The sequence below is a fragment of the Pantoea sp. X-Soil-ISGK-275 genome, assembly GCF_059730795.1.
Map to the genome: position 1 here is coordinate 2,771,515 of NZ_AP035976.1, position 25,138 is coordinate 2,796,652.

Below are 25,138 nucleotides of genomic sequence, written 5' to 3' on the forward strand. Positions count from 1 at the left end.
TACCCGCCGGCATTATTACTATAAAAATGACGATGACGGAGTTTCTATGTTTAAGAACCTGCGCTGGACCCTCGTACTGCTGTTGTTCCTGGTGTTTATGATCAACTACCTGGATCGTATCGCCCTCTCTCTGACCGTACCGCTGGTGGAAAAAGACCTGATGATCAACGCCGAACAGTTCGGCATGATTTTCGGCAGCTTCTTCTTCGGTTATGCCCTGTTCAACTTCATCGGTGGCTTAGCGACCGATAAATTCGGCCCGACCATCGTGCTTGGCACCGCCGTTGGCATGTGGTCGCTGTTCTGCGGCCTGACCGCGATGGCGACCGGCTTCTGGTCGATGATGATTCTGCGCGTGCTGTTTGGCATGGCAGAAGGTCCCATCTCGGCGTCGGCGAACAAAGCGATTAACGGCTGGTTCCCGAAAAAACAGGCCGCCACCGCGATGGGTTTACTCAGCTCGGGTTCACCGCTGGGTGGCGCGGTTGCCGGTCCGATTGTGGGTTATCTGGCGCTGTCGTTCGGCTGGCGTCCGGCGTTTGTGGTGATCGCCGCGATTGGTTTTGTCTGGCTGGCGCTGTGGTTCTTCTTCGCGTCAGATAACCCGGCGAAAAGTAAGCGCGTATCGGCGGAAGAGCGTGCCTTGGTGGAAAAACTGAAAGCCGAAGAACCGGCTGACGTGATCGACCCAAGCGGCAACGCGCACGGTTTGGGCTTCTATCTGCGCCAGCCGATCATTCTGGTCACCGCCTTTGCCTTCTTCTGCTACAACTACATTCTGTTCTTCTTCCTGAGCTGGTTCCCGGCGTATCTGGTGCAGGCGCACGGCCTCGACATCAAAGCGATGAGCATCACCACCATGATCCCGTGGATTGTTGGCTTCGTGGGCCTGGCATTGGGTGGCTGGATCTCCGATAAGATTTTCAACATCACCGGCAAGCTGCTGCTTTCACGAAAAATTGTGCTGGTGGTTTCACTTACCGCCGCCGCGATTTGCGTGGCGCTGGCAGGTACGATAAAAGAGGTCAACTCGGCGGTGATCATGATGTCGATCTCCATCTTCTTCCTCTACATCACCGGCGCGATTTACTGGGCGATTGTGCAGGATGTGGTGCATAAAAGCCGTGTCGGCAGCATCAGTGGCTTTATCCATCTGATTGGTAGCCTGTCAGGCGTTATAGGCCCAGTGGTGACGGGCTTCATCGTGCAGCACTCCGGTAAGTTTGACAGCGCCTTTATCCTCGCAGGTGCGGTGGCCGGCGTCGGTGCGCTGCTGGTGCTGCTGGTAATTCGCGAACCCAAGGCCAACAATAAACCGGTTTCAGTGTAAATCTCATGGGGCGCTGAGCGCCCCATTTGCCAAAAGGAATGACTATGTTAGAGCTTGAACGCCTCCCCGCTGATGTCCAACGTCCCGCTTACGATCGCAGCCAACTGAAAACCCGCATGGTGCACATCGGCTTTGGTGCCTTCCATCGTGCGCATCAGGCGCTGGCAACCGATAAGCTGGCGGCACAAGGCAGCGATTGGGGTTACTGCGAAGTGAATCTCAACAGCGGCACGCTGATTCAGGCGCTGCGTCAGCAGGATCTGCTCTATACGCTGACCGAAATGGCCGATGAGAGTTTACACACGCGCGTGATTGGCGTGGTGACGCAAGCGCTGCATGGCAAAGGCGACGGCATTGATTCGGTGATTGAGGCGATGAGCCAGCCGGATGTGGCGATTGTCTCGATGACCGTGACCGAGAAAGGCTATTGCTACATGCCGTCGAGCGGCAAGCTCAATCCCGATCATCCCGATATTGTGCACGACCTCGCCAATCCGACTGAGCCACGTTCGCTGCCCGGCTTGATTCTGGCGGCCATTATCCGCCGCCGCGAACGCAATTTGCCGCCGTTTAGCGTGATGTCCTGCGACAATATGCCGGAAAACGGCCATGTCACGCGCAACGTGATCACCCAGCTGGCCGAGCGCCACAGCGCTGAACTGGCGGAGTATATCCAGACGCACATCACCTTCCCTTCAACCATGGTCGATCGCATCGTCCCGGCCATGACCGATGCAGCGTTCGACACGCTGGCGGAACGTTTGGGCAGCCGCGATCCGGTGGCGGTTGAAGCCGAACCGTTTTTCCAGTGGGTCATCGAAGACAACTTCGTTAACGGACGTCCGGCGTGGGAAAACGCCGGTGCGGAGCTGGTCAGCGATGTGCTGCCGTTCGAAGAGATGAAACTGCGCATGCTCAACGGCAGCCACTCGTTCCTCGCCTATCTCGGTTTTCTCGCCGGTTATGAGCACATCAGCGATTGCATGGCCGATGCCAGCTATCGTGCGGCGGCACGCGCGCTGATGTTGCAGGATCAGGCGCCGACGCTGCGCACGCAGGGCGTCGATCTCGAAGCCTATGCCGATTCACTGATTGCGCGTTACGAGAATCGCGCCATCAAGCATCGCACCTATCAAATCGCCACCGATGGCACGCAAAAGCTGCCGCAGCGTCTGCTGGATAGCGCACGCTGGCATCTGCGCAACGGCACCTCCTGCGATTTCGTGTTGCTGGGCGTGGCAGGCTGGATGCGCTACGTCAGCGGCGTGGATGAGCAAGGCCAGGCCATTGAGATTCGCGATCCGCTGAAAGATCAGCTGGCGGACATTGTGGCCAACAGTGAGGACGGTGCGCCACGTGTTAAGGCGTTGCTCGACCTCAACGCCGTGTTCGGTGACGATCTGCAGCAGCAGCCCGCCTTTGTCTCACGCGTCACCGAACTCTATCAGCAACTGCTGCAACAGGGTGCGCGCGCCACGGTGCAGAGCCTCGTCACACAAGGCTAAGCGCCTGCACAAATGTGTAGCGCAGACGAAGCGTGCTGATTAGACTGAACCTTTCTTAACGGGCTGGCAGATGCCAGCCGTAATACGGATATTGCTGCATGTCGACTGCCTATACCATAACCACCAGCGAACCGGTAAATCAGCAGATCTATCGTTATCTGCGCAAAGATATTGTGACCTGCGTTATTCATCCGGGCTCGCTGCTGTCGGAGAAGGAAGTGTCGGCGCGTTTTAACGTATCGCGTCAGCCGGTACGTGAAGCTTTCATCAAGCTGGCGGAAGCCGGACTGGTGCAGGTGTTACCGCAGCGCGGCACCTTCGTACGCAAAATCTCTGCCCAACGCGTGGCCGACGGCCGCTTTATCCGTGAAGCGGTAGAGATCGCCGTGGTACGCCGCGCCGCGCAGGAGATTGGTGCCAGCGGATTGATGGCGCTGGAGCACAACCTGCAACTGCAGCGTCTCGCCGCCGAACGTCATGACAGCCAGGCCTTCTTAGGACTGGATGATGAGTTTCACCGTCTGATTGCGGAAGGGATTAACTGCCTGCTGGCGTGGGAAACGGTGGAGAACATCAAAGCGGCTATGGACCGCGTGCGCTTTCTGACCCTGAGCGAAGTGTCACCGCCGGAGCGTTTGATTCAGCAGCATGAAGATATCTATAACGCGTTGAAAGCGCATGATGTTGACGCGGCTGAAAGCGCGATGCGTCGTCATCTACAGGAGATGATTTTGACCATTACGCCGATTGCCGAGCGTAATGGTGAGTGGTTCGAAGCGCCTTGATTTAGTGCTCGCTGTCCCCCTCCTCGGTCCTCCCCCATTAATGGGGGAGGAAGATGCTGCAATATGTAAGTGTTGAAGCAGCATGTGGCAGCATCTCCTTCCCCCGCTCGCGGGGGAAGGCCGGGATGGGGGACAGCGAGCACAGCCCCCACTCAATCAAGCAATGGTCACATCTTTTGACAGATAAACATCCTGCACCGCATTAATCAGCTGCACGCCCTCTTTCAACGTCTTCTTAAACGCCTTGCGCCCAAGAATCAGCCCCATCCCCCCGGCACGTTTGTTGATCACCGCCGTGCGCACTGACTCCGCGATATCCGTTTCCCCGGCAGAAGCGCCGCCAGAGTTGATCAATCCCGCGCGCCCCATATAGCAGTTCGCCAGTTGGTAACGCACCAAATCAATTGGGTTCTCGCTGGTCAGCTTGCTGTAGACGCGTTCATCGGTGTGACCAAACTTCACCGCGTTATAGCCGCCATTATTCTCCGCCATCTTCTGCTTCACAATATCCGCACCAATGGTCGCCGCCAGATGGTTGGCCTGGCCGGTTAAATCGGCGCTGGCGTGATAATCGACGCCGTCTTTCTTGAACGCGTCATTACGCAGATAAGCCCACAGCACCGTCACCATTCCCAGCTCGTGCGCGCGTTCAAAGGCCGCCGAGATCTCTTCAATCTGACGACGCGATTGCTCGGAGCCAAAATAAATGGTGGCGCCAACCGCCACCGCACCCAGATTAAAGGCCTGCTCAACGCTGGCGTACAGCGTCTGATCATATTGCGTCGGATAGCTCAGGGTTTCATTGTGGTTTAGCTTCACCATAAATGGAATGCGGTGCGCATAACGGCGTGAAACCGCGGCCAGCACGCCGTAAGTGGAGGCCACGCAGTTGCAGCCGGCTTCAATCGCCAGCTCAACGATGTTTTTCGGGTCGAAATAAGCCGGGTTAGCGGCAAAGGAGGCACCCGCCGAGTGCTCAACACCCTGATCGACCGGCAGAATCGACAAATAGCCGGTGCCGGCTAAACGTCCGGTGTTGTACAGCGTTTGCATGTTGCGCAGAACGGTGGGAGAACGATTGTTGTCGATCATCACGCGATCAACATAATCCGCGCCTGGTAAATAGAGGCTATCCGCTGGAATGGTCATGCAGCGATGTTGAAGAAGGCTGTCCGCCTCTTTGCCCAATAACTGTACGATGTCCGTCATGTTCGCTCCTGATAAATGGCTGGATTGGAACCGGCCAATGCCGATTCGCCCCCAACAGCCTGGACCGGAAAACGCCAGGCTGGCAAATTGCTGACTCCATTTTTCAGACGGATGCGCAGTGAAAAAGCGGCAATCTGGCGTTACGCCCTACCACCATTGATGGAAATGGTGCACCGGCCCAATGCCTTTGCCGACCTCCAGCGAATCGGCGTGCAACAGCGCCTGTTGTAGCCACGCCTTGGCTTCGACCACCGTTGCCGCCCAATCATCATGACGCGGACGCAACGCCGCCAGCGCGGCGGAGAGCGAGCAACCGGTGCCGTGCGTGTGGCGTGTGTTAACACGCGGCGCGGTAAAGCGCTGGCGTCCTTCGCGCGTGATTAGCCAGTCCGGGCTTTCGGCATCGCTGAGATGTCCGCCCTTCATCAGCACCGCTTCACAGCCAAGATCGAGCAGCGCATCGCCCTGCTGCAACATGGTTTTCTCATCCTGCGCCATCGCGCGTCCCAGCAGCGCGGCGGCTTCCGGCAGGTTTGGCGTGATCAGCGACACCTGCGGCAGCAGCAATTCGCGCACGCTGGCTACCGCATCAGGCGACAGCAGCGCATCGCCGCTTTTGGCAATCATCACCGTATCCAGCACCACAAACGGCAGGCTGGCCCGTTTCAGTCGCTCGGCGACCACCTCGACTATCGCGGTTTCGGACAACATGCCGATCTTCGCGGCATCAATGCGCACATCATCCAGCACCGAATCGAGCTGTGCGCCGACAAAATCAGGTTCGATGCGATAGACCGACTGCACGCCACAGGTGTTTTGCGCCACCAGCGCGGTAATCACGCTGGTGCCATAAGCACCCAATGCGGAGAAGGCTTTGAGGTCGGCCTGAATACCCGCGCCGCCGCTGGGATCGGTGCCAGCAATGGTCAATGCGTTGATGCGTTTCATGCTTTCACCTCCAGCGTCCACAGCATATCGAGGAAGGCAGCAACGAAGCTGCCCGGCCCGGCGACCTGGCGTGCTGTCAGCTCACCGGCCAGCGACATCACGCGGCACGCCGCTGCCACATGTTGCAGGCGATCGCCCGGCAAGCTAGTGAAGGCCGCAGCCACTGCCGACAATGCGCAACCGGTGCCAACTACGCGCGTCATCAGCGGGCTGCCGCCGGGGATTGCCAGGGTACGCGCGCCATCGGTGACGTAATCGACTTCACCGGTCACCGCCACAACGGTGTGATAATCACGCGCCAGCTGCTGGGCGGCGCTCAGCGCGGCATCGGTTTGATGCAGGCTGTCCACGCCGCGTCCGCCGCTTGCCTGATGCGCCAGGGCGAGAATTTCTGAAGCGTTACCGCGAATCGCCGCAGGTTGCAGGCTCAGCAGCTGCTGGCAGAAGGTGGTGCGCAGCGTTAATGCGCCGACCGCCACCGGATCCAGCGTCCACGGCGTGCCTGCCGCTTGCGCTGCTTGCACCGCCGCCAACATCCCATCACGACGATCGCAGGTTAAGGTGCCTACGTTGATCAACACCGCATCGGCAAAACCGGCAAACTGCGCCGCTTCATCGGGGTCGATCACCATCGCGGGCGAAGCTTGCAGTGCCAGCAGCACGTTGGCGGTAAAGGTTTGCACTACTTCATTGGTCATGCAGTGCACCAGCGGCGCTTGCTGACGCAGCAGTTGCAAAGAGTGCGCGAGTTGCACGGGGGAAAGAAGGTCAGGCTGTTTCATTAGGCTCCCAACCGGCGATCAAGAAGGCGAATGCGGTCAGGCATCTGACTTCCCTACGCTGGCATTATCCAGATCAGGTCGGCGGGTGTATCTCAGCCCTGTATTAGAGGGGCACCCCGAGTCAAAACTACGTTGGCGAGCATAGGGAACAAGCCAGATTAAAGCAAGCTATCGACACTTTTCCTGAGGATCTTGTTCGCAAAGTTACATTTTACAGGTTCATCTAACTGATTGAATAAACTCCTTAAAACCCTTCTTTTTGCGTGCCATGTCATACTTTGTAATAAACTCCATTGATAATTCGCGTCGCGAAAAATAGCATCCCTCGCAACTTGTTTCATGACGAAACAATACGGATTTATTAATTGTTCATGGAAGTATCACGGAGGATTTGCTATGCGTCGAATTCCACGCGCGCCGCTCTCTGCGGCCATTATCTCTGCCCTCTTCGCCGGTACGTTTTTGCCTGTTCCCTGCGCCCACGCTGCGGGTTTTGTCGAAGACTCATCGCTCACTGGCAACCTGTTTTACTGGCAACGCCAGCGCGATCGTAAAGAGATGGATCCGCAAAAAGGCGCGTATGGTCAGTATGACGCCAATCTGCATCACGCCTCTGCCAACGCCAATCTCGACTTCTCATCCGGTTATGCCGGTGATGTAATTGGCCTCGATCTGGCGGCGTTTGGCGCTTTGGAGTTAAGCAATAGCGGCCCGGCGGCACCGAATGAAATTGGTTTCAGCAATGCCCGCACACGCTGGGATGAGGACTGGAGCGGAGATAAGAGTGGCTTAAGTCTTTATAAAGCGGCGATCAAGGCAAAATGGCAGGATAACTGGCTACGCGCAGGCTATTTGCAACCCAGCGGACAGACGCTGCTGGCACCACACTGGAGTTTCCTGCCCGGCACTTATCGCGGTGTTGAGGCTGGCACCGTCTTCGATTTTAGCGATGCGGGCGCCCTTTCCGTCTCCTGGATGTGGACAGACGAATACAAAGCGCCGTGGTATCGCGGCATGTACAACTTCCGCAAAGCCGATGGTGTGACGGAGATTCCGTGGCTGCAATCCTTTGGTGCCAAATATGATTTCAAAAACTCGCTGTTGCTGGAAGGCGCTTACGGCCAGGCGGCGAATTACATGGATCAGTATTTTGCTAAAGCGTCTTATCAGCTGCCGCTGGCCGATGCGCCACTGCGCACCAGCTATCAGTTTTACGGCGCGAAGGATCGTGACAACAGCGGCGTGGGCCAGGTCAACGATGTTTATGATGGCCTCGCCTGGCTACAGGCGCTGACGTTCGGCTACACGCTGGGCGCGTTCGATTTCCGCCTTGAAGGCACTTGGGTAAAAGCCGAAGGTAATCAGGGCTTCTTCCTGCAGCGTATGACGCCATCCTATGCCAGCTCAAATGGCCGCATGGATGTATGGTGGGATTCCCGCTCTGACTGGAACGCCAACGGTGAGAAAGCGCTATTCGCCGGTGTGATGGTCGATCTGGGGCACTGGCAATTACCCGGCTGGCAAGTCGGTACGTCGTACGCCTACGGCTGGGACGCTAAGCCTTCCACCAATCCGATTTACGACCAAAACCAGCGCCTGAAAGAGTCGGCGTGGAGCCTCGATCTGGTTTACACCATCCAGCAAGGCCGCGCCAAAGACACGCAATTCAAACTGCATTACACCCGCTACGACAATCACAGCGCTCTTCCCAGCTACAGCGGCGGTTACGGCAACATCTTCCAGGACGAAAGAGACATCAAATTTATGATCGTCGCGCCATTCACCCTGTTTTGACCCCGATCTGGCAGGAGCCAGAGACTTACCTCCGTGGAGAAGGATAACAACATGAAAAAGTTAAAAATCAGTTTACTGGCGCTGAGCGTGATGGGCCTTGCCGCCTGCAGTTCATCCCCGCGCAATAATCAGCAGGTCGTCGATCAAATCAGTCAGTTCGGCGTGCAGTATCAGGTCACTGACAACCAGGCGGCCGATCACGGCGTGAACTGCGCGAAACTCGGTGCCGATTGGGCATCCTGCAACACCGCTACCATCACGCTGACCAACAACGGTCCGGCGCTCACCAGTAAAAACTGGGCAATCTACATGAGCAACGTGCACGAAACGCTGCGGGTGGATAACGATCAGTTCAAAATGACCCATATCGTCGGCGATTTAACCCGTCTGGAACCGACGGAGAAATTCAAAGGTATCGCGGCGGGTGAGTCGATTGAGATCCCTATCGTCAATGAATACTGGCAGCTGTTTATCACCGACGTGATGCCGCGCTGGTATGTCACCGCCGCCAATGCCACGCCAAAAATTATCACCAGCACCGATACCGAAAACCTCAGCGACTTTGTTAAGCCGTTTGGCGGCCAATGGAAGCGCATTGCCGACGATAAAAACGTGCTAATGCTGCCGCAAAGTCGTTTCACAAAGAATGCCGATGTGGCGCAACTGCCTGCCAGCGCGCTGCGCGGACAAATCACCCCAACGCCGCGTTCGGTGAAAGTTCATGCGGCGGATGTCGATCTGAGCCGTGGCGTTGCCTTGCATCTTGAGGTATTGGCGGACAACCAGGCCGATGCAGTTAAACAGCGTTTCGATTTGATGGGGCTCAAACCGCAGTCAGCGGGTTATGACATTCATACCCGTATCGCCGTCAATCATTTCCACGGCGCAGAGGCGGTTTCCGGTGCTTATGAACTGCGCATCACACCGCGCGGCACCGATATCATTGGTTACGATCAGGCTGGCGTTTACTACGGCTTAATGTCGTTACTGTCGCTGGTGCCGGCTGAAGGTAAACCGATTATCGCCACGCTTGAAGCGAAAGACGCACCGCGCTTTGCCTATCGCGGTGCCTTCCTCGATGTGGCGCGTAATTTCCACAGCAAGCAAGCGGTGCTGCGCATGCTCGATCAAATGGCGGCATGGAAGATGAATAAATTCCACTTCCACCTGACCGATGATGAAGCCTGGCGCATTGAAATTCCCGGTCTGCCTGAGTTGACCGACGTGGGCAGCAAGCGCTGTCACGATCTCACGGAGCAGCAATGTCTGCTGCCGCAATTGGGCTCCGGGCCGTTCACGGATAACAACGGAACCGGGCATTTCAGCCGCGCCGATTATATTGAGATCGTTAAATACGCGCAGGCACGCAACATCGAAGTGATTCCGGAAATCGATATGCCTGCGCACGCGCGCGCTGCGGTTATTTCGATGGAAGCGCGTTATCAGCAACTCATGAAAGCGGGTAAACCGCAGCAAGCCAGTGAATATCGTCTGGTGGATCCAACGGATACCTCGAATACCCGTTCCGTGCAGTTGTACGATCGCACCAGCTATCTCAATCCTTGCCTCGATTCCTCAAAGCGCTTTGTCGATAAAGTGATGGGTGAAGTGCAGGCGATGCACCGCGAAGCGGGCCAACCGTTGACCACCTGGCACTTCGGCGGTGATGAAGCGAAAAACATCCGCCTCGGTACCGGCTACAGCGATATCAAAAACCCGAAAGCGGGAACGGGCATTTTAGACCAAAGCAAAGAGGACAAACCCTGGGCAAAATCTCAGGTCTGCCAGGCGGAGGTGAAATCCGGCAAGGTGGAAGATCTGGAACACTTGCCAAGTCACTTCGCGCTGGAAGTGAGCAAAATGGTAAAAGCACACGGCATTCCGGTGATGCAGGCCTGGCAAGATGGGCTGAAAGATGCAGCTAACGCGCACGCCTTCGCCACCTCGCGCGTTCGCGTTAACTTCTGGGACACGCTCTATTGGGGCGGCTTTGACACCGCTAACGACTGGACGATTAAAGATTACGAAGTGGTGATCTCCAATCCGGATTATGTCTACATGGACTTCCCGTATGAGGTGAATCCCAACGAGCGCGGCTATTACTGGGGCACGCGCTTCAGCGATGAGCGCAAGATGTTTGGCTTCGCGCCAGACAACCTGCCGCAGAACGCGGAAACCTCGGTGGATCGCGATGGCAAAACCTTCGATGCCACCTCGAATAAGCCGTGGTCAGGCGCACACGGCATTTCGGTACAGTTGTGGAGTGAAACCACACGTACCGATCAGCAGATGGATTACATGGTGTTCCCTCGCCTGCTGTCGGTCGCTGAACGTGGCTGGCATCGCGCGAAGTGGGAGCTGGATTATCAACAGGGCCGCACCTTTAAAGGCGGCGAAACCCACTTCGTTAACCAGCAGCAGCGCAATCAGGACTGGCAGCGTTTCGCCAACCTGTTAGGCCAGCGTGAGTTGGGCAAGATGGATAAAGCCGGTATTCACTATCGTCTGCCGGTGCCGGGTGCGCGCGTGGAGAATGGCACGCTGACCATGAACATTGCGCTGCCGGGTCTGCCGCTGGAGTACAGCGTGGATAACGGTAAAAACTGGCAACGTTATCTGCCGCATGCCAAACCGACCATCACCGTCGCCGATAAAGTCTGGGTGCGCAGCGTAAGTCCGGATGGCAAACGTTTCAGCCGCGCTGAAGCACTTTAAAACTGATTTGCCCCTCGCTGGAGTGCAAGGGGCGAACACTGACAAGGATGTCGATGAAACACTCAACGTTTTCTTTTTATGTTGTTGCGCTGGGCGCCGGTTTAAGCGGCGCCCTGTTTATTCCGACACTCAGCTTATTTCTGGCTAACGAACTTAATGTGGCAGCCTGGAAGATCGGTGCCTTTTACAGTATTAATGCGCTCAGCAGTATTGCTATCAGTTTGCTCATTGCTCGTTATTCCGATCGTAAAAGTCAGCGCCGTCCCCTGTTACTGTTTTGTTTATTCTCGCTCTCGCTTAATTCACTGCTGTTTATCTTCTGCCGTAATTATCTGGTGCTCATCACGCTTGGATCGTTACTCAGCGCCTGTGGCAGCGCGGCGGTACCTCAGCTGTTCGCGCTTGCGCGGCAAACCCGCAGCGACAATACCTTCAGCGCGATCTTACGCGCCCAATTTTCGCTGGCGTGGGTATTTGGCCCGCCGCTGGCATTCTGGATTATTCAATTGGCCGGTTTCGCCTGGCTTTATTCCATTATGTCCGGCTTATTACTCAGCGTGGCGCTTCTGGCACTTACCTTGCCACTGGGCGATCAGGCGGTTGTCGCTACGCCTGAACAGCAAGATGATCAGCAACCGCTGGGGCAAAACCTGACGTTGCTGATGCTCGCCACCTTGCTGGTCTGGAGTTGCAGCGCACTCTATCTGATTGGCTTTCCTCTGCATCTGGCGCAGCAGCCTATGCTTTCCGCTGAATGGGCCGGCGTGATGTTTGGCCTCGCCGCAGCGCTGGAAATTCCCATCATGCTGCTCAGTGCCAAAATGCTTAAGCGCTGGGGCAAGCAATCACAAATGCAGGCTGCCATGCTGTGCGGCATCATTTTTTATGCCGGTATTTTCTTCAGCAATGGGTTTATTCCATTGATGATCCTGCAATTTTTCAATGCCGTTTTTATCGCCATCATCGCTACCGTTGGACTGTTCTGGTTTCAGGACTTGCTGCAACATCGTCAAGGTATGGCAGCAACGCTCTATACCAATTCGATGTCCATCGGCGTGCTGATTGCTGGCGTATTACAGGGAGTTCTCACCGCAGTCTCACCGCTAGCCATCTGGCCAGCGGCCTGTGTGCTGTTGGTGATGTCATTACTACTGATAACAAAGGTCGACAATGTTTAAAAACCCTCATTCGTCGCGCATCACTGCGCGCATCAAAACACATGGAGTGTACGCTAATGAATGTCTTAATTACGGGTGGCGCGGGCTATATTGGTTCGCACATTGCCCTTAGTTTGCTGCAGCAAAATCATCAGGTGATTGTGCTGGATAATTTGTGCAATAGCTCGCCAATAGCCTTAACACGCGTTGAAGCATTAAGCGGAAAGAAAATCACTTTTCATCAGGGCGATATTCGCCGCCGAGCCGATTTAAATCAGGTTTTTAATCAGCAACCGATCGATGCCGTTATTCATATGGCGGGTTTGAAATCGGTGAATGAATCGCTGCAAAAGCCGGTGAAATATTATCAGAACAATATTGCGGGAACGTTGATGCTGCTGGAAATCATGAAACAGCATCAGGTTAATAAACTTATATTTAGCTCATCTGCCACGGTTTATGGTATCCCGGAAAAAATCCCCCTGTGCGAAAACTGCGATACCGGTAATACCACCAATCCTTATGGTGCTTCCAAATATATGGTTGAGAAGATCATGGGTGAAGTGGTGGATGCACAACCCGAATTAGCCATTACTGCGCTGCGTTATTTTAATCCTGCCGGCGCGCATCCCTCCGGCCAGATTGGTGAGCACCCTGAAGGTATTCCCAACAATTTGCTGCCCTATCTGTTTCAGGTTGCCAATGGACAAAGAGGCAATCTGCCGGTATTTGGTGATGATTATGAGACGCCGGACGGCACCGGCGTGCGCGATTACATCCACGTAATGGATCTCGCCGAGGGCCACATCCAGGCGCTAAATCATCTCAAACCAGGCTATCGTCATTACAATCTGGGCACCGGACAAGGCTACTCGGTGCTGGAAATCGTGCAGATGTTTGAACAGGTAAGCGGCAAACATGTCCCTGTCGATATGCGCGCACGCCGTCCTGGCGATGTCGCTATCTGCTTATCCGATCCTGGGCAGGCGAAAAAAGAACTTGGCTGGCAGGCAACGCGCGGCCTTGAAGCGATGCTGCGCGATGCATGGCGCTGGCATACGCAGAATCCGCAGGGCTACATGGGGAGCGAAACCTTATGATGACGCGCGAAACGTTTTTACCGCTCAATGAGCGCCAGCTCGCCGCGCTAAAAAAAGACTTCACCGCGCTTGCTTCAGCGGATTGGCAGCAAGCATTCAGCCAGTTTAAGCAGTGGCGGCAGCAGCATCAGCCACAAGATGTCGCAGTAGCCGACTTCTCTTCGATGTTCGCAGTGCCCACCAGTCGGCTGACGGGAAGCGAGTGTAGGCTGCATCGCGTCTGGCTTGGCGGATCAACGCCGCTTAACGTCAACCGCACAATCGCCCAGTGGCAGCGTGCGATTGAAGCCAGCCGCAGTGATTTTCAGCAAACGCTGTGGGTGTGGGATGCGCAACAGCTGGCGACGGATAGCCGTTTTGTCGGTCAGCAGGCAGATAGTGCATTACAGCTGGGCACGCTGTTTCTGCCTGATGCGCTAGTGCAGGTGAACAGCCTGAGTGCACTGATGCACGCCTTTGATTGCGCACTGGTCGACGTCTTACAGCAGCTGCACGACAAACGCTATTACGCCACGCTCTCTGACTTCTTCCGCCTGACGATTCTCAATCAGTGCGGCGGCGTTTATCTGGATGCCGATACACTTCCTGCTCGGCCTGCGACACTGTTTCTCTGTCATCCTGAACTGCCTGATTTTACGGCAGAACAGCAGCAACTAAACTGGCTGAATCTCTTCACCGATGAAACCGGCATGATCATCAGTCATCAAAACAATCCGGTGTTGCAGGATTTACAACGGCGGCTCAGTGCGGTGTATCGCGGCTGGCCTCAGCCAATTCCAGCAAAAACGCCGGAAAGCGAACGCGCCATCTTCGAACCTTTTTACCAGTTATGGTGTGAGCAATTGCAGGTCACGCAGCTCAGCCATCAAGATTTCAGCCGGTTTGCCGTATGGGGCTTTGATGTTCAGCAGCATCGCGTGAGCGGGATTAAAGGCATGCGCCTGACGGAGGATATTCTCAGCGGTGAACGTCGCCCGCTGAGTGGTGAAGAGCAGCAGCATTATCAGCATACGATTACTCAGCTAGCACAACGCGACTGGCAATTAAGCGATCCTCTGCAGTTGGGTGAACTGGTACCTTTGTTTTCTGAATGCGATATCCTGCAAATTGCTTATGCGCCGCAGCTGCGCGCTGAAATTACCTATTATCACTATTACGGCGTGCTCTCTCAGGATCCGCAACTTGATAAAGTGAATGCGTTATTCAGCGACTTTTTAATTGCGCTTAATGCCAGGAACATAAAAGCAGGTGATTTCTGGCAGCCGGTTGAAGGTCAGAAAGCGTCGCCGCTGTGCTTTAAACCGGGAAGTATTACAGACAAGCAAGAACAACTCGCGATGGCGAAATTAATTTTCACCACCAGCTATCTGGAATACTGCTCGGTCGATAATATTTATGCCACTGATTTAACCACCTTACAGCTGCGGCAAAATATCCAGCCTTTCCTGCAACAGATTGCCGTGATTTATAACCCGCAGGGAAAAATGGTGGGTTTCGTTAACGCTGCGCCGATTCAGGATTACGATCACATCAAGGTGGAATATGGCTATCGTCAGGAGGTTTTTCCACTGGATGTGGCTTACGACAGTTTCGTGAATCAGCATCGCCAGCCGGACGATTTCTTCATTTTCAGCGTGGCGCTGCAGCCCGAGGAACAGGGAAAAGGCTATTTCAATCAAATTTTGTCAAAGCTTAAGGATCAAGCCAAACAGCAAAAAATGCGCCGCATCACCTTATGCGTCTGGCAATCGAACCCGGCAGCTATGATCTATCGCAAGAAAGGTTTTAAGGTGGTGAGCAGTATGAAACAGGAGGTTGCACGGTTTAGTGATGAAGTCGTGTTTATGGCGCTAATGCTGTAATCCTTCCGCGATCAAATAATCCGGTGCGAATCTATTTTTATTCGCACCGGAAGCAACAGAAGTTCACAGAAATAAGTAAAATCTTAAGCACATTGATACTTATCAAATTTATTACGCCAGAAAACAGGCCTAATTGCGCTCCGGAATTGAAATCATTCACCACCTCCGGAAGCGATAATGAAATTATTCAGTTTTATTCCACACGCCCATCGCTGGCATAACATCACTATCACGCGCAAAAGCGCAATATCGCCTACTGGCCGCACCTGTCTTGCCACTTACGTTCAGGCGCAATGTAAAGGCTGTGATGAACGACTGCATAAAATCTATTATCGCGATATTACCGATGCGCAAGCGCGACGCTGGCTGGGTTGATCACCAGCATGAAATTAAAGTGAATTAATATCCAGACGAAAAATCTCACTGTCCCGTACAAGACCCAACTTGCGCATTGCCGCTCGTTTCTGCGAACTGATCGTTTTCACGCTGCGCGACAAACGCAGAGCCGTTTGTGACACGCTCAGCCCTGCATAGAGATATTCAACGACAATTTTCTCTTTTGCAGAAAGACGTTGCCTGATGAAATTATCTGTATCGACAGTGTCATCCAGCATCAGTTGCTGAGTCTGACAATGGTTAGTCCAGATATGACGCAATCCTGTAATCCAATTTTCAGGCGTCAACGACTTACAAAAGTACGACTTAATCTGCGGTTTCATTGCATCACTGAGCTGCTGCTGTTGAGGACAATCCCCCATTGCAACAATCGTCATTTTTGGATAGTTGGAGATTAATTGATCAACTAACGTTTTAATATTCAAATCCCCTTTCGGCCGTGAGCAATCAATTAAAGCAATATTGGCGGGAGCCAAACTGAGTGAAAAAAACAATTCACTGCTATTTTTACAACAGTCCGTGACGATAAATTCAGACTCATTATTAATCACTCTCTTCAGACCTTCGAGAAATATCGGATGGTCATCGAGAATAACGACATTATTTTCGTTCATAGTTTGCTGGTGTATTTAAAGTTAATGAATTATTGAATCGTTATGGTATAGGTCGCAACCGCATTAAAATTACCGGTTTGCTGATGATTCGCGCCAGGCAAATAACGCAGGAACCAATACCAGATTTGACAAGTGAAAGATAACTTTATTCTTTCCTTTGTCTTTCACGTGGCACAACCAAACTTCTTTTTATTACCGTTTCCAGTAAAGCAATAATGACCAAGCGCTCATGGAGTTGAAACAAGAGCACTCTCAAAACCTCAGAAGACTCCGAAAAAAAAGCCACACTTAAAAGTGTGGCGCGAGGTAAATTGTCAGGCACATTCCTCAAGTTGACGACAGCCCCCTGTCGACGTCAGTTATTCAGGGATTAATTTTAATATCGAAAATAAGCGTTGCGCCCGGTGGAATCATCTTATCTACGCCGGCATCACCAAAGGCTTTATCCGCTGGCAATATCACTTCCACTTCACTACCCTTTTTAAGCTGGCTTAATACCTTAGTTAAGGCCGGTAATAAGGAGTCCAGCTTAACGCGCTGCACCTTATTTTCCTTACCGCTGTTATCAAATATTGTTCCATCCGATAAATGTCCGGTCAGCAATATATCAACGGTGCTCTCTTCAGTCAGTTTTTCGCCCTTCCCGACTTTATTCACAACGTAATAAACGCCATCAAGCGTTTTCACCCCTTTGCGCTGTTTGGTTTTTTCAATCAGCGCGTTCCCGGCTTTCTGCTGTTTCTCGCGTTCGGTTGCCTGAGTTTGCTGCTGCGCCTGAAGTTTTTCATTCAGCGTGCCATCCAGCTCGGTGACCAGTTTCGCCACTTCATCGCTATTAAGTGCGACGCGCTGGCTGAAGGCATCTTTAATCCCTGCCAACACCATTGGACGATCCGGCTCAACACCAAGATTCTGCTGGGCGCGCAGGCTCTGCACAATATTGCTGGCAAATGCCACGCCGTTGGCATAAGAGAGTTTTTGCTCGTGACTTTCCGGTGCCGCGCTCTCCTGCATCGCCTGCTGCTTGGTCAGTTGCTCACGCATCGCGACCTGCTGTTTCTCGGCATCCTGCAAGCTGATTTCCAGTTCGGCAATGCGATCCTGATGCTGCTTCAGCTCCGCGAGCTGTTGCGTATCGGGCTGCTTTTGCGCTTTGAGCGCCTGCGTTTCGACGCGCACCTCCTCCAGCTGATTGCTAAGCGCAATCACGCTCTCTTCCTTCTCTTTCAGCTTGCCCTCTAGTGAAGATTGTTGCAGCGCATGGGTATCCACCAGCAGTTGATGCGCGGCTAACTGGGCACGCAGTTCACTCAACTGCTCTTGCGAACCGCTCTGCTGGCTTTGATGCTCGGCCAATTGCTGTCGCAGAGATTCCAGCTGCTCGCGCTGCGTTTCAACGGTGGCTTTATCAGTTTCTAAAGCTTGCAACTGCTGTTGCAGCGCCTGCTTCTCCACCTGATGACCAGCCAGCAACTCTTTATTAATTCGCTGTTGCTCGTTGAGAGAGTGTTCCAGTACCTGCAGTTTTTTCGTCTGCTCCACATTGTGTGTGGTGGCAGGACGCAAAGGCTTTTTCTTTGGCGGCGGCGCTTTTACCCACGGTTTCGCTGCTTCGGTTTCATCGAACAGTGAATAAGGAATGGTGTGATCCGAGCTGTAACCGGTCAGCGCCGGTGCCGCCTGGCTGGCGGATGACCACAAGATTGCAGCCACTGCCAGGCCAATCAGCGAGCGGGTAAATAAGGGTTTCATGGCATTGGTTCCTTGCGCGGTTTGACATACTGCTGGGTGATTTTTTGCGCCAGTTGACGCGCCTGCGCGGCTTTGCCGCCGCGCGTCGCGCTGGCGTACATGCGAAGTTTCATCTGCTCGGCGATTTGCGTCAGATGGCGATCGTCGCTGTTTTGCACCGCAACGTTATACCAGGCGTAAGCCAGCAGCGGCTGGGCTTTGACGCCTTCTCCCGCCTGATAAGCACCGGCCAGATTAAATTGCGCCAGCGCATTACCCTGCTCGGCGGCTTTGCGATACCACTCCACCGCGCGCGCAGCATCTTTTTTCACGCCAAAGCCGCGACTGTAAGCGGCGCCGACATCGTTTTGCGCCTGTGCGTCGCCCTGCTGCGCGGCCTGTAGCAACCAGTTAAAGGCTTGCTGCTTATCCTGCAGCAGCGGATTGCCGCTGCGATGGTAACGTGCCAGCTGCTGTGCGGCGGCGCTGTTGCCCTGCTCGGCGGCACGCTCTAACCACTGTTTGCCATCGCCGGGCTGATGATCGAGCAGCAACTTGCCGAGCTGATATTGCGCTTCAGGCTGGCCGCTTTCGGCGGCGGCCTTAAGCAGCGGTTGTGCGGCATCGCGTTGACCAGCCGACGCCAGCCAGCCGCCATACTGTTGCTGCGCGCGTTGTTCACCGGCTTCGGCCTGCTGACGCGTAGCTGTCATCTGCTGATTGAAGTCGCTGAGTAAACGCGGTTGAGCAAAAGGCTCAGTGGCAGGCGATGCGTGCGGCTGCACGTGTGTGACACAGCCACTCAGCAATGCGCTCAGTGCTACGAAAGAGAAGAGAGTTTTCATCGTCACATCACTCCCCATCTGCCTGCGCCAGCATGGCGCGGAACAGTTCGCTGTGGATTTGCTGACAACGCTTTGCCAGTTCGGCCTGATAAACGCTGTCGAGTGTGGCTTGCATATCGGCAGCAAGTTGCGGACGGGTGAGCAGATATTTGGCGCTGCGATCCATTAACCAGTTGAGCGCATCGTGCTGTTGCTGAAAACGTGCCTCATCGTACTGCGCCAGCGCAGAAACCTCGGCCTGGCAGCGATCGAGGCTGGGTAGTTGATTAGCATGCTGCGCGGCCGGGATGGTTTCCGCATGAGAGGATGCGTTGGCATTAGGCAGGGAAAAACAGCCGGTAAGCATTAATACGCTACCGATAGTGGCTCCGAATTTAAAATATCCTGAAATTTTCATGACTAATAAGTTCCAGTCGATTGGGGGCAAATTAAGTCTCTCGCTTCAATCTGCTGGCGCATTTATTTTATTGCAGGATGCGGGATGTTTTATCATCCTTTGCGGCGCTCTCGTTATCCCGTTATTACCCAAGGTGTTCGGTAATATCTATAGCTGTAACTGGCCCTTTCCTTGTGGCTGTGCCGCAGGAAATAAGGTGTTTAACATCAGTGGATAACGTGCAAAATATTGTTCGGAGAGGCTTAACGTTCGGGTGACATAATAAGCAGAGCCACTATTCTTCGCTACGAGAGCACTCTCAAAAAATATTCCCTTTCTCGTACCGAACATTATGACGATTAATAATCTTCGCAGGTCAGGCTAATCTGCGGCGATATATCCACCCTTTCTGGAAATTTTTGGCGACTGACGCGAATTATCAAACAAAAAAGATGACATTGGTGGTTAAGCGCGGTAATTTCCGGCCGCTGTAACCTTGACACGTTGCGCTTTCAACAGCCGCTTACGTCATACAGCCAGAAAAATACAGTACACTGATTCTCACCCCCTATTGATAAGCAAGAGTGTTTGAGGATGAAAACATTCCGTCGTAATAACGTCTCTATCGCCCTGCTGGATGATCACTTCCTGGTGTTGCGCGGGCTCAGTGATGTACTGCGGGAAAATCCCGACTTCGATGTAGTGGGAACTTTTACCAGCAGCAAGGAGTTGCTGAACTGCATTAAAGCCACCAAGGTCGACGTGGTGATTGCTGATTATGAGTTGGCGCCAGCCGATGTCGATGGCCTGAATCTGATCAAAACCTTGACGCGTTTGTATCCGCACGTTGCGGTGTTGGTGGTGTCAGCACATTACAATCCGGCTACGGTAGCGCTGGCACTACGCGGTGGTGCAAAAGGCTTTATCGGGAAAAACCGTCCGTTTGAAGAGATTCAAAACGCTGCGCTGGAAGTCAGCCGTGGACGCACCTTTATCGAACCGCAAATGGCTCAGGAACTGGCTAACCAACAGCGACATGGCGAAGTGCTGATCAGCGGCAACTACAGCGAAGCCAATGTTCGCCAGGCGGTGAGTTTGTCGGCGCTGTCACCCAAGGAACAGGAAGTGATTCGCTGTTTTCTCGCCGGTATGACGGTGACAGACATCGCGGAGAAGTTTAATCGCAGTTTGAAAACCATCAGCGGTCAGAAGCAAAGCGCCATGCGCAAGCTGGGACTGAAAGCCGATCACGAACTGTTTATCATCAAGGACGAATTGCTGAAGTCACTTCACATCTAAGCGAATCCCACCATTGGCGGGCAAGCTCTTCACTTACGCTAGCGCCTGCGCGCAGTTGGCTTTCGATGGTGCCCGCCAACTGCGCCAGGCCGTTCATCTGAAAGATTTGTGCGGTACCGCGTAGCCGATGCACATGGTGCTGCATCAGTCGCGTGTCCATTGCCTCGCAGGCGTGATTGAATCCACAGATATCCGCTTCCAGCCAGGCTTGCAGCTCCTGTTGATCGGACTCTTCTCGTGGCACATGCACACCGCTCGCTGCCGCCAGATGGCACCAGCGGCGTAAACAACCAGCTAGCGCGGTGAGGATGATGGGCTTGCTGAGCACCGCATCAAAACCACTGGCCTCGCATTGCTCAAGATGCGCATCGTCACTCATGGCGGAAATCGCCACCACCGGCGTGGCTTCAATACCGCGTTCACGCTCCATCATGCGTAAGCGTCTGGCGATGTCATACCCGCTGATGTCTGGCAAATTAACGTCCAGCAGAATCACATCGTAGTAATTCTCTTCGTCGAGTAGCGCTAACGCTTGCTGGCCGTTTTCCGCCAGCTCAACCTGGCAACCCAGCGTGGCCAACTGCGCCTGGAAAGTCCGCTGTGCGGCGGGGTGATCTTCCACCAGCAGAATCATGGTGTCCGGCGTAAAACGCGGTAATGCAGGCTCAAGCACCGGGGATTTTGCAGTGCAAAGGCGTAACGGCACTTTTAAGGTGAAGGTGCTGCCCTCGCCCGGCTGGCTTTGGCAGGTCAACGCACCGCGCATTAGCGTTACCAGTTGTTGTGAAATCCATAAACCTAATCCGCTGCCGCCATACCGGCGATCGGCACCGTCATCCACCTGCGTCCAGGCATCAAACAAGGTTTTTTGCGCGTCCGGCGCAATACCAATGCCGGTATCCGCCACGGCCAGCGCGATCATGCAGGTATTATCGGCAAAGAATTCTGCCTCCAGCATCAGCGAAATCGCGCCGTGGTGAGTAAACTTAATCGCGTTAGAGAGCAGGTTATTGATGATTTGGCGTAAGCGATGCGGATCGCCTTTCATCCACTGCTTTTTGAGTGGTTCATCAATGGTAATCAACAGATTCAGCCCTTTTTCCTCCATCATCGGGCGATAGCTCGCGCAAATGGTGTTGATCAGTTCGCTGAGATCAAAAGGCTGGCTATCAATAACGATGCACTCTGCGGAGAGCTTACTGTGATCAAGAATATCGTTGAGCAGATCGAGCAGGCTGCGTGCCGACGAAGAGGCGAGCGCCAGATATTGCTGCTGCTGATGCGCATTCTCGTTACGTTTCATCAGTTCCAGCGAGGCAATCATCGCATTCATTGGCGTACGAATTTCATGGCTCATCATGGCGAGAAACTGGGTTTTGCGCTCTTCGCTGGCGGTAGCGCGGCGGCGATGCATGATCGCGCGCTGCAGCAGCCAACCCAGCAACAACACTAAAAAGCAGAAGGTGAAGATTTCCCAATGATAAAGGGAAAAAATCACGCCCATCGATGGATAACCGAGGCGCATGTCACCTACCCAACGGCTAAACATCTCGTTGGCATCCGCGGCTGGTATGGCGCTTAAGGCTTTATTAATGATGCTCAATAGCTGCGGATCGGCGGCGGAAATGCCCATGGTTAAACTGGCCGATAATTCGGGAATTTGACCGGCAATCGCCAGCTTATGTGAATAGTAGCGCCACAGCAGCGGACGCATGACCAGACTGGAACCGAGGCCCAAATCGGCACGATCTTCATACACCGCCTGAAACACCTCGCGCATATGATTTACCGGCAATAACAGAATGTCTGGGCAGTTCTCTTTCAGCCAGCTTTCATACAGCGTTCCGCTGCGCACCGCGACACGTTTGCCGCGCAGTTGATCAAGGGAGTGAATGGTGGCGCTGTTGTTGTGGGTGATTACCGTCGCGCTGGTCGCAAGCCAGCGATCGCTGAAGAGCCAGCCTTCCAGCTGATCCGCTGCCAGCAGCTCAGGCGCTATCGCTGAAATTAACGTCGGCGACTGTTCGCTCTTTTCCGCCAGCACAAAACGCAGGCCGGTGATCTCGCTGATTTTGTCCAGATAATCGCGGCTTAGGCCAATGTGTTGATTCTCTTCCTGATAATCCAGTGGCCAACTGGCGATGAAGTGGTAAGGAACCACCGGATGCGCAGCGATCCAGCGCTGCTCATCCTCGGTGAAGGCGATCTGCGTAGCGAAAGTAGAATAAGAGAGTAGCAGGCCAGCCAGAAGCAGCAGGCCCGATAGCAAAGCACGCATAACATAATAACCTGACTAATAAGACGAACTGCTGCGCGCTAAAAGCGTTGATGCAGCAGGATTAGGCAGGCTATTTGATGGAAAAAGCGTCAAACACTCTACGAGAGCACTCTCAATTGCCTTATCTCAAGGAATAAGGTTGTTAATCAGCGTTTGCCAATCCCTGCTGGTTTGAACCGTTGGCGTAGGCTGTTGGCGCAGTTGGGTTTCAATGTCTTCTGCTTGCTGAGCCAGCTCTGGCAGTTGGTACATCTGTGCTACACCGCGAATGCGATGCACAAAATGGATCATGTGCGGCACATCGCGCTGTTCACAGGCATGAACAAAGTTATCCCGATCCTGTTGCAGCCATAACTTCACTTCATCACTTAACAACGGCGTATCCTGCTCTTGAATTGCCTGATAGTGTCCGAGTTTTTCTGCCAGCTCGGCTAATCGAATCGGTTTAACTAACACATCATCCATGCCGCTGGTTAAACAGCGTTGCCGATGCTCAAGACTGCTGACGGCGGAGATCGCGATCAGCGGCGTGCGATCGCGCTGTTGTGCGGTTTCTAACTCACGGATCTGTTCTGCCAGCCAATAGCCATCCTTGCCGGGTAAATTACAATCCAACAGCATGATATCGAAGTAGTTTTCCTCCTCCAGCAGTTGTAAAGCCTGTTCGGCACTCTCAACCATTTCATAATGGCAATTGAGCTGTTTAAGCTGAGCAGCCAGCACCTGCTGATTGGCGGGATGATCCTCCACCACTAACACCGCTAGCCCAGCGGGAAGCGCTGTCATTGGCTGTTGGTCTTGAATGCTACCCGGCGAATGACTCTTATTCAGCGGCAAAATACAGGTGAAGATGCTGCCTTTGCCCTCCTCACTACTTAGGGTCAAATCTCCGCCCATACGTTTTGCCAGGGTGCGACACAGATAAAGCCCCAAACCGCTACCACTGCGCACGCGGGCACCGCGACTTTCCGCCTGCTGCCAGGCCTGGAACATCCGCTGCTGATCGGCGGCTGCGATACCGATGCCGGTATCTTCCACAGCGAGGGTTAATGCATCCGGTAATCCTGGCTCGCTGTGCCAATCGGCTTTAAGGGTAATTGCCCCGCTATCGGTGAACTTCACCGCATTCGACAACAAGTTATTCACAATTTGGCGCAGACGATGCGCGTCCACATCCAGCCATAATGCTTCGAGCACGGGCTGCAGTTCCAGCTCCAGTGTCACACCTTTTCGCTCGGCTGAAGGCCGCTGGCTATCACAGATTGCCGCCAGTAAGCTGCTGATTTCACATGGCGCAATCTGCAACGGAATCTGCTGCTGACTGAGTTTGCTGTGATCCAGCACGTTATTGAGTAATTCCAGCAGATCCTGCGATGAAGAGAGCGCCAGTGCCTGATACTCCTGTTGCTTTTTCGCTGTCGCAGGCTGTTGCAGAAGCTCTAACGACGCAATGATGGCGTTCATTGGCGTGCGGATTTCATGGCTCATAATCGCCAGAAATTCGGACTTACTTTTTTCGCTTGCCTGGGCACGACGACGGGCTTTTATCGCACTACTAAGCGCCAATAGCAGCAGCACCAGCAGCGTGGCAAAGGCGATAAGCTGATAACGATAGTGCTCAACAATCACGCCAATAGACGGCGTGCCGAGATCGACAATGCCGACCCAGCGTTTGAAAATGTTTTGTGCATCGACACCATTGATGGTGATAAAGGCGGCATTAATGATGTCGCGCAACTCGGGATAAGCGGGATCGATAGCCATATTGATGCCGCTGGCCATTTCGGGTACCTGACCCGTCACCGCTAAATCACCTGCGTAGAAGCGCTGTAATATCGGCAGAATGATCAAGCCGGATCCTATCACTGCATCAACCTGGCGTTCGTCAACGGCGCGCAGCGCTTCGCTAACGCTGGGAAAATCGACTAGCTGAATCGCTGGATAGTGCTTACTGATCCAGGGTTCATACTCTGAGGATTGCGCAATCCCGAGCCGCTTGCCGTCTAATCGTTCAATGCCTCGGATATCCACCGTCTCTTTGCGGCCCACTAACATGGGCATGGTTTGCATCCAGGATTGACTAAACAGCCAGCGCTGTTTGTCCTGCGGGGAGATCAGCTCCGCACTGACAGCCGCGTTAAGCATCGGCGGGTTGAGGAGCGCCTCTTCAGGTGCAACGTAGGTGAAATGTAGTCCGGTGCGTTCGCTGATTTCATCAAGAATGGTGCGGCTTAGTCCCACCGGTTTACCGTTTTCGCGATAATCCTGCGGCCAACGATCGGCAACGGTGTAGGTGATGTTGGGGTGCGCCTGAATCCACGCCTGCAGCTGTGGAGACAGATCAATGCGCTGCGCCTGCGCCACATTCACCATTAACAGCAATATTAATAACAGCCTGTTCATCCACGCTTC

The 25,138-nt window shown here is 53.9% G+C and carries 19 protein-coding genes and 1 riboswitch; of the genes, 10 read left to right on the forward strand and 9 right to left on the reverse strand.

Features of this window, described 5'->3' with window-relative positions; genetic code table 11:
- Positions 1-46: 46 nt before the first annotated feature.
- From AC6I8A_RS12960 to AC6I8A_RS12970, 3 genes are all read left to right on the forward strand, one after another.
- Positions 47-1,330: an MFS transporter gene (locus tag AC6I8A_RS12960; protein WP_007889540.1), complete on the forward strand. Its 1,284-nt coding sequence runs from the start codon at positions 47-49 to the stop codon at positions 1,328-1,330.
- A gap of 44 nt (positions 1,331-1,374) precedes the next feature.
- Entirely contained in the window at positions 1,375-2,835 is a 1,461-nt protein-coding gene (locus AC6I8A_RS12965) for a mannitol dehydrogenase family protein (protein ID WP_497818624.1), read from the forward strand.
- 98 nt (positions 2,836-2,933) lie between these two features.
- Positions 2,934-3,620, forward strand: coding sequence for a GntR family transcriptional regulator (locus AC6I8A_RS12970; RefSeq protein WP_497818625.1), 687 nt, complete (start codon positions 2,934-2,936; stop codon positions 3,618-3,620).
- A gap of 156 nt (positions 3,621-3,776) precedes the next feature.
- Here AC6I8A_RS12970 and fbaB read toward each other — a convergent pair whose 3' ends face one another.
- From fbaB to thiM, 3 genes are all read right to left on the reverse strand, one after another.
- On the reverse strand, positions 3,777-4,829 hold the full coding sequence (gene fbaB / locus AC6I8A_RS12975; RefSeq protein ID WP_256696889.1) for a class I fructose-bisphosphate aldolase: 1,053 nt from the start codon (positions 4,827-4,829) through the stop codon (positions 3,777-3,779).
- A 147-nt stretch (positions 4,830-4,976) separates the two neighbouring features.
- Complete coding sequence (gene thiD / locus AC6I8A_RS12980; RefSeq protein WP_479485965.1) at positions 4,977-5,777, reverse strand: bifunctional hydroxymethylpyrimidine kinase/phosphomethylpyrimidine kinase; 801 nt, start codon at positions 5,775-5,777, stop codon at positions 4,977-4,979.
- Entirely contained in the window at positions 5,774-6,559 is a 786-nt protein-coding gene (gene thiM, locus AC6I8A_RS12985) for a hydroxyethylthiazole kinase (RefSeq protein WP_265302303.1), read from the reverse strand. Before thiM ends, thiD begins: the two co-directional genes overlap by 4 nt.
- A 33-nt stretch (positions 6,560-6,592) precedes the next feature.
- Positions 6,593-6,688: riboswitch (TPP riboswitch) on the reverse strand.
- Between the two features lie 267 nt (positions 6,689-6,955).
- Between thiM and chiP the strand changes: the two genes are divergently transcribed.
- The 6 genes from chiP (at position 6,956) to AC6I8A_RS13015 (ending at position 15,562) form a co-directional block, all read left to right on the forward strand.
- Positions 6,956-8,353 (forward strand): chitoporin ChiP, encoded by a 1,398-nt coding sequence (chiP, locus tag AC6I8A_RS12990; RefSeq protein WP_265302301.1) that lies wholly within the window; start codon positions 6,956-6,958, stop codon positions 8,351-8,353.
- Positions 8,354-8,404: 51 nt separating this feature from the next.
- Positions 8,405-11,068, forward strand: a complete 2,664-nt coding sequence (locus AC6I8A_RS12995; protein ID WP_497818626.1) for a family 20 glycosylhydrolase — start codon at positions 8,405-8,407, stop codon at positions 11,066-11,068.
- A 53-nt stretch (positions 11,069-11,121) separates the two neighbouring features.
- Positions 11,122-12,246, forward strand: a complete 1,125-nt coding sequence (locus AC6I8A_RS13000) for a sugar efflux transporter (RefSeq protein WP_265302297.1) — start codon at positions 11,122-11,124, stop codon at positions 12,244-12,246.
- A gap of 56 nt (positions 12,247-12,302) precedes the next feature.
- Entirely contained in the window at positions 12,303-13,325 is a 1,023-nt protein-coding gene (gene galE / locus AC6I8A_RS13005; protein WP_497818627.1) for a UDP-glucose 4-epimerase GalE, read from the forward strand.
- Positions 13,322-15,187, forward strand: coding sequence for a GNAT family N-acetyltransferase (locus tag AC6I8A_RS13010; protein ID WP_497818628.1), 1,866 nt, complete (start codon positions 13,322-13,324; stop codon positions 15,185-15,187). Before galE ends, AC6I8A_RS13010 begins: the two co-directional genes overlap by 4 nt.
- 177 nt (positions 15,188-15,364) lie before the next feature.
- The gene (locus tag AC6I8A_RS13015; RefSeq protein ID WP_265302293.1) at positions 15,365-15,562 is read left to right on the forward strand and encodes a hypothetical protein; all 198 of its coding nucleotides are present in this window, start codon (positions 15,365-15,367) and stop codon (positions 15,560-15,562) included.
- Between the two features lie 14 nt (positions 15,563-15,576).
- Here the strand turns inward: AC6I8A_RS13015 and AC6I8A_RS13020 are convergent, their stop codons facing one another.
- The 4 genes from AC6I8A_RS13020 to AC6I8A_RS13035 form a co-directional block, all read right to left on the reverse strand.
- Positions 15,577-16,197 (reverse strand): LuxR C-terminal-related transcriptional regulator, encoded by a 621-nt coding sequence (locus AC6I8A_RS13020; RefSeq protein ID WP_265302291.1) that lies wholly within the window; start codon positions 16,195-16,197, stop codon positions 15,577-15,579.
- Positions 16,198-16,560: 363 nt separating this feature from the next.
- Positions 16,561-17,949 carry an FKBP-type peptidyl-prolyl cis-trans isomerase gene (locus AC6I8A_RS13025; protein WP_265302289.1) on the reverse strand — a complete coding sequence of 463 codons (1,389 nt, stop codon included), beginning with the start codon at positions 17,947-17,949 and terminating at the stop codon, positions 16,561-16,563.
- Positions 17,946-18,773 carry a tetratricopeptide repeat protein gene (locus AC6I8A_RS13030; RefSeq protein WP_265302287.1) on the reverse strand — a complete coding sequence of 276 codons (828 nt, stop codon included), beginning with the start codon at positions 18,771-18,773 and terminating at the stop codon, positions 17,946-17,948. Before AC6I8A_RS13030 ends, AC6I8A_RS13025 begins: the two co-directional genes overlap by 4 nt.
- Positions 18,774-18,780: 7 nt before the next feature.
- Positions 18,781-19,170 (reverse strand): YuaE family lipoprotein, encoded by a 390-nt coding sequence (locus AC6I8A_RS13035; RefSeq protein WP_497818629.1) that lies wholly within the window; start codon positions 19,168-19,170, stop codon positions 18,781-18,783.
- 573 nt (positions 19,171-19,743) lie between these two features.
- Between AC6I8A_RS13035 and AC6I8A_RS13040 the strand changes: the two genes are divergently transcribed.
- Positions 19,744-20,448 (forward strand): response regulator, encoded by a 705-nt coding sequence (locus tag AC6I8A_RS13040; protein WP_265302283.1) that lies wholly within the window; start codon positions 19,744-19,746, stop codon positions 20,446-20,448.
- On the opposite strand, the gene AC6I8A_RS13045 is transcribed toward AC6I8A_RS13040, so the two are convergent.
- Entirely contained in the window at positions 20,414-22,726 is a 2,313-nt protein-coding gene (locus tag AC6I8A_RS13045; RefSeq protein WP_497818630.1) for an ATP-binding protein, read from the reverse strand. The two genes, AC6I8A_RS13040 and AC6I8A_RS13045, sit on opposite strands and share 35 nt — an antisense overlap.
- A 126-nt stretch (positions 22,727-22,852) precedes the next feature.
- Positions 22,853-25,129, reverse strand: a complete 2,277-nt coding sequence (locus AC6I8A_RS13050) for an ATP-binding protein (protein WP_497818631.1) — start codon at positions 25,127-25,129, stop codon at positions 22,853-22,855.
- Between the last annotated feature and the right edge of the window lie 9 nt (positions 25,130-25,138).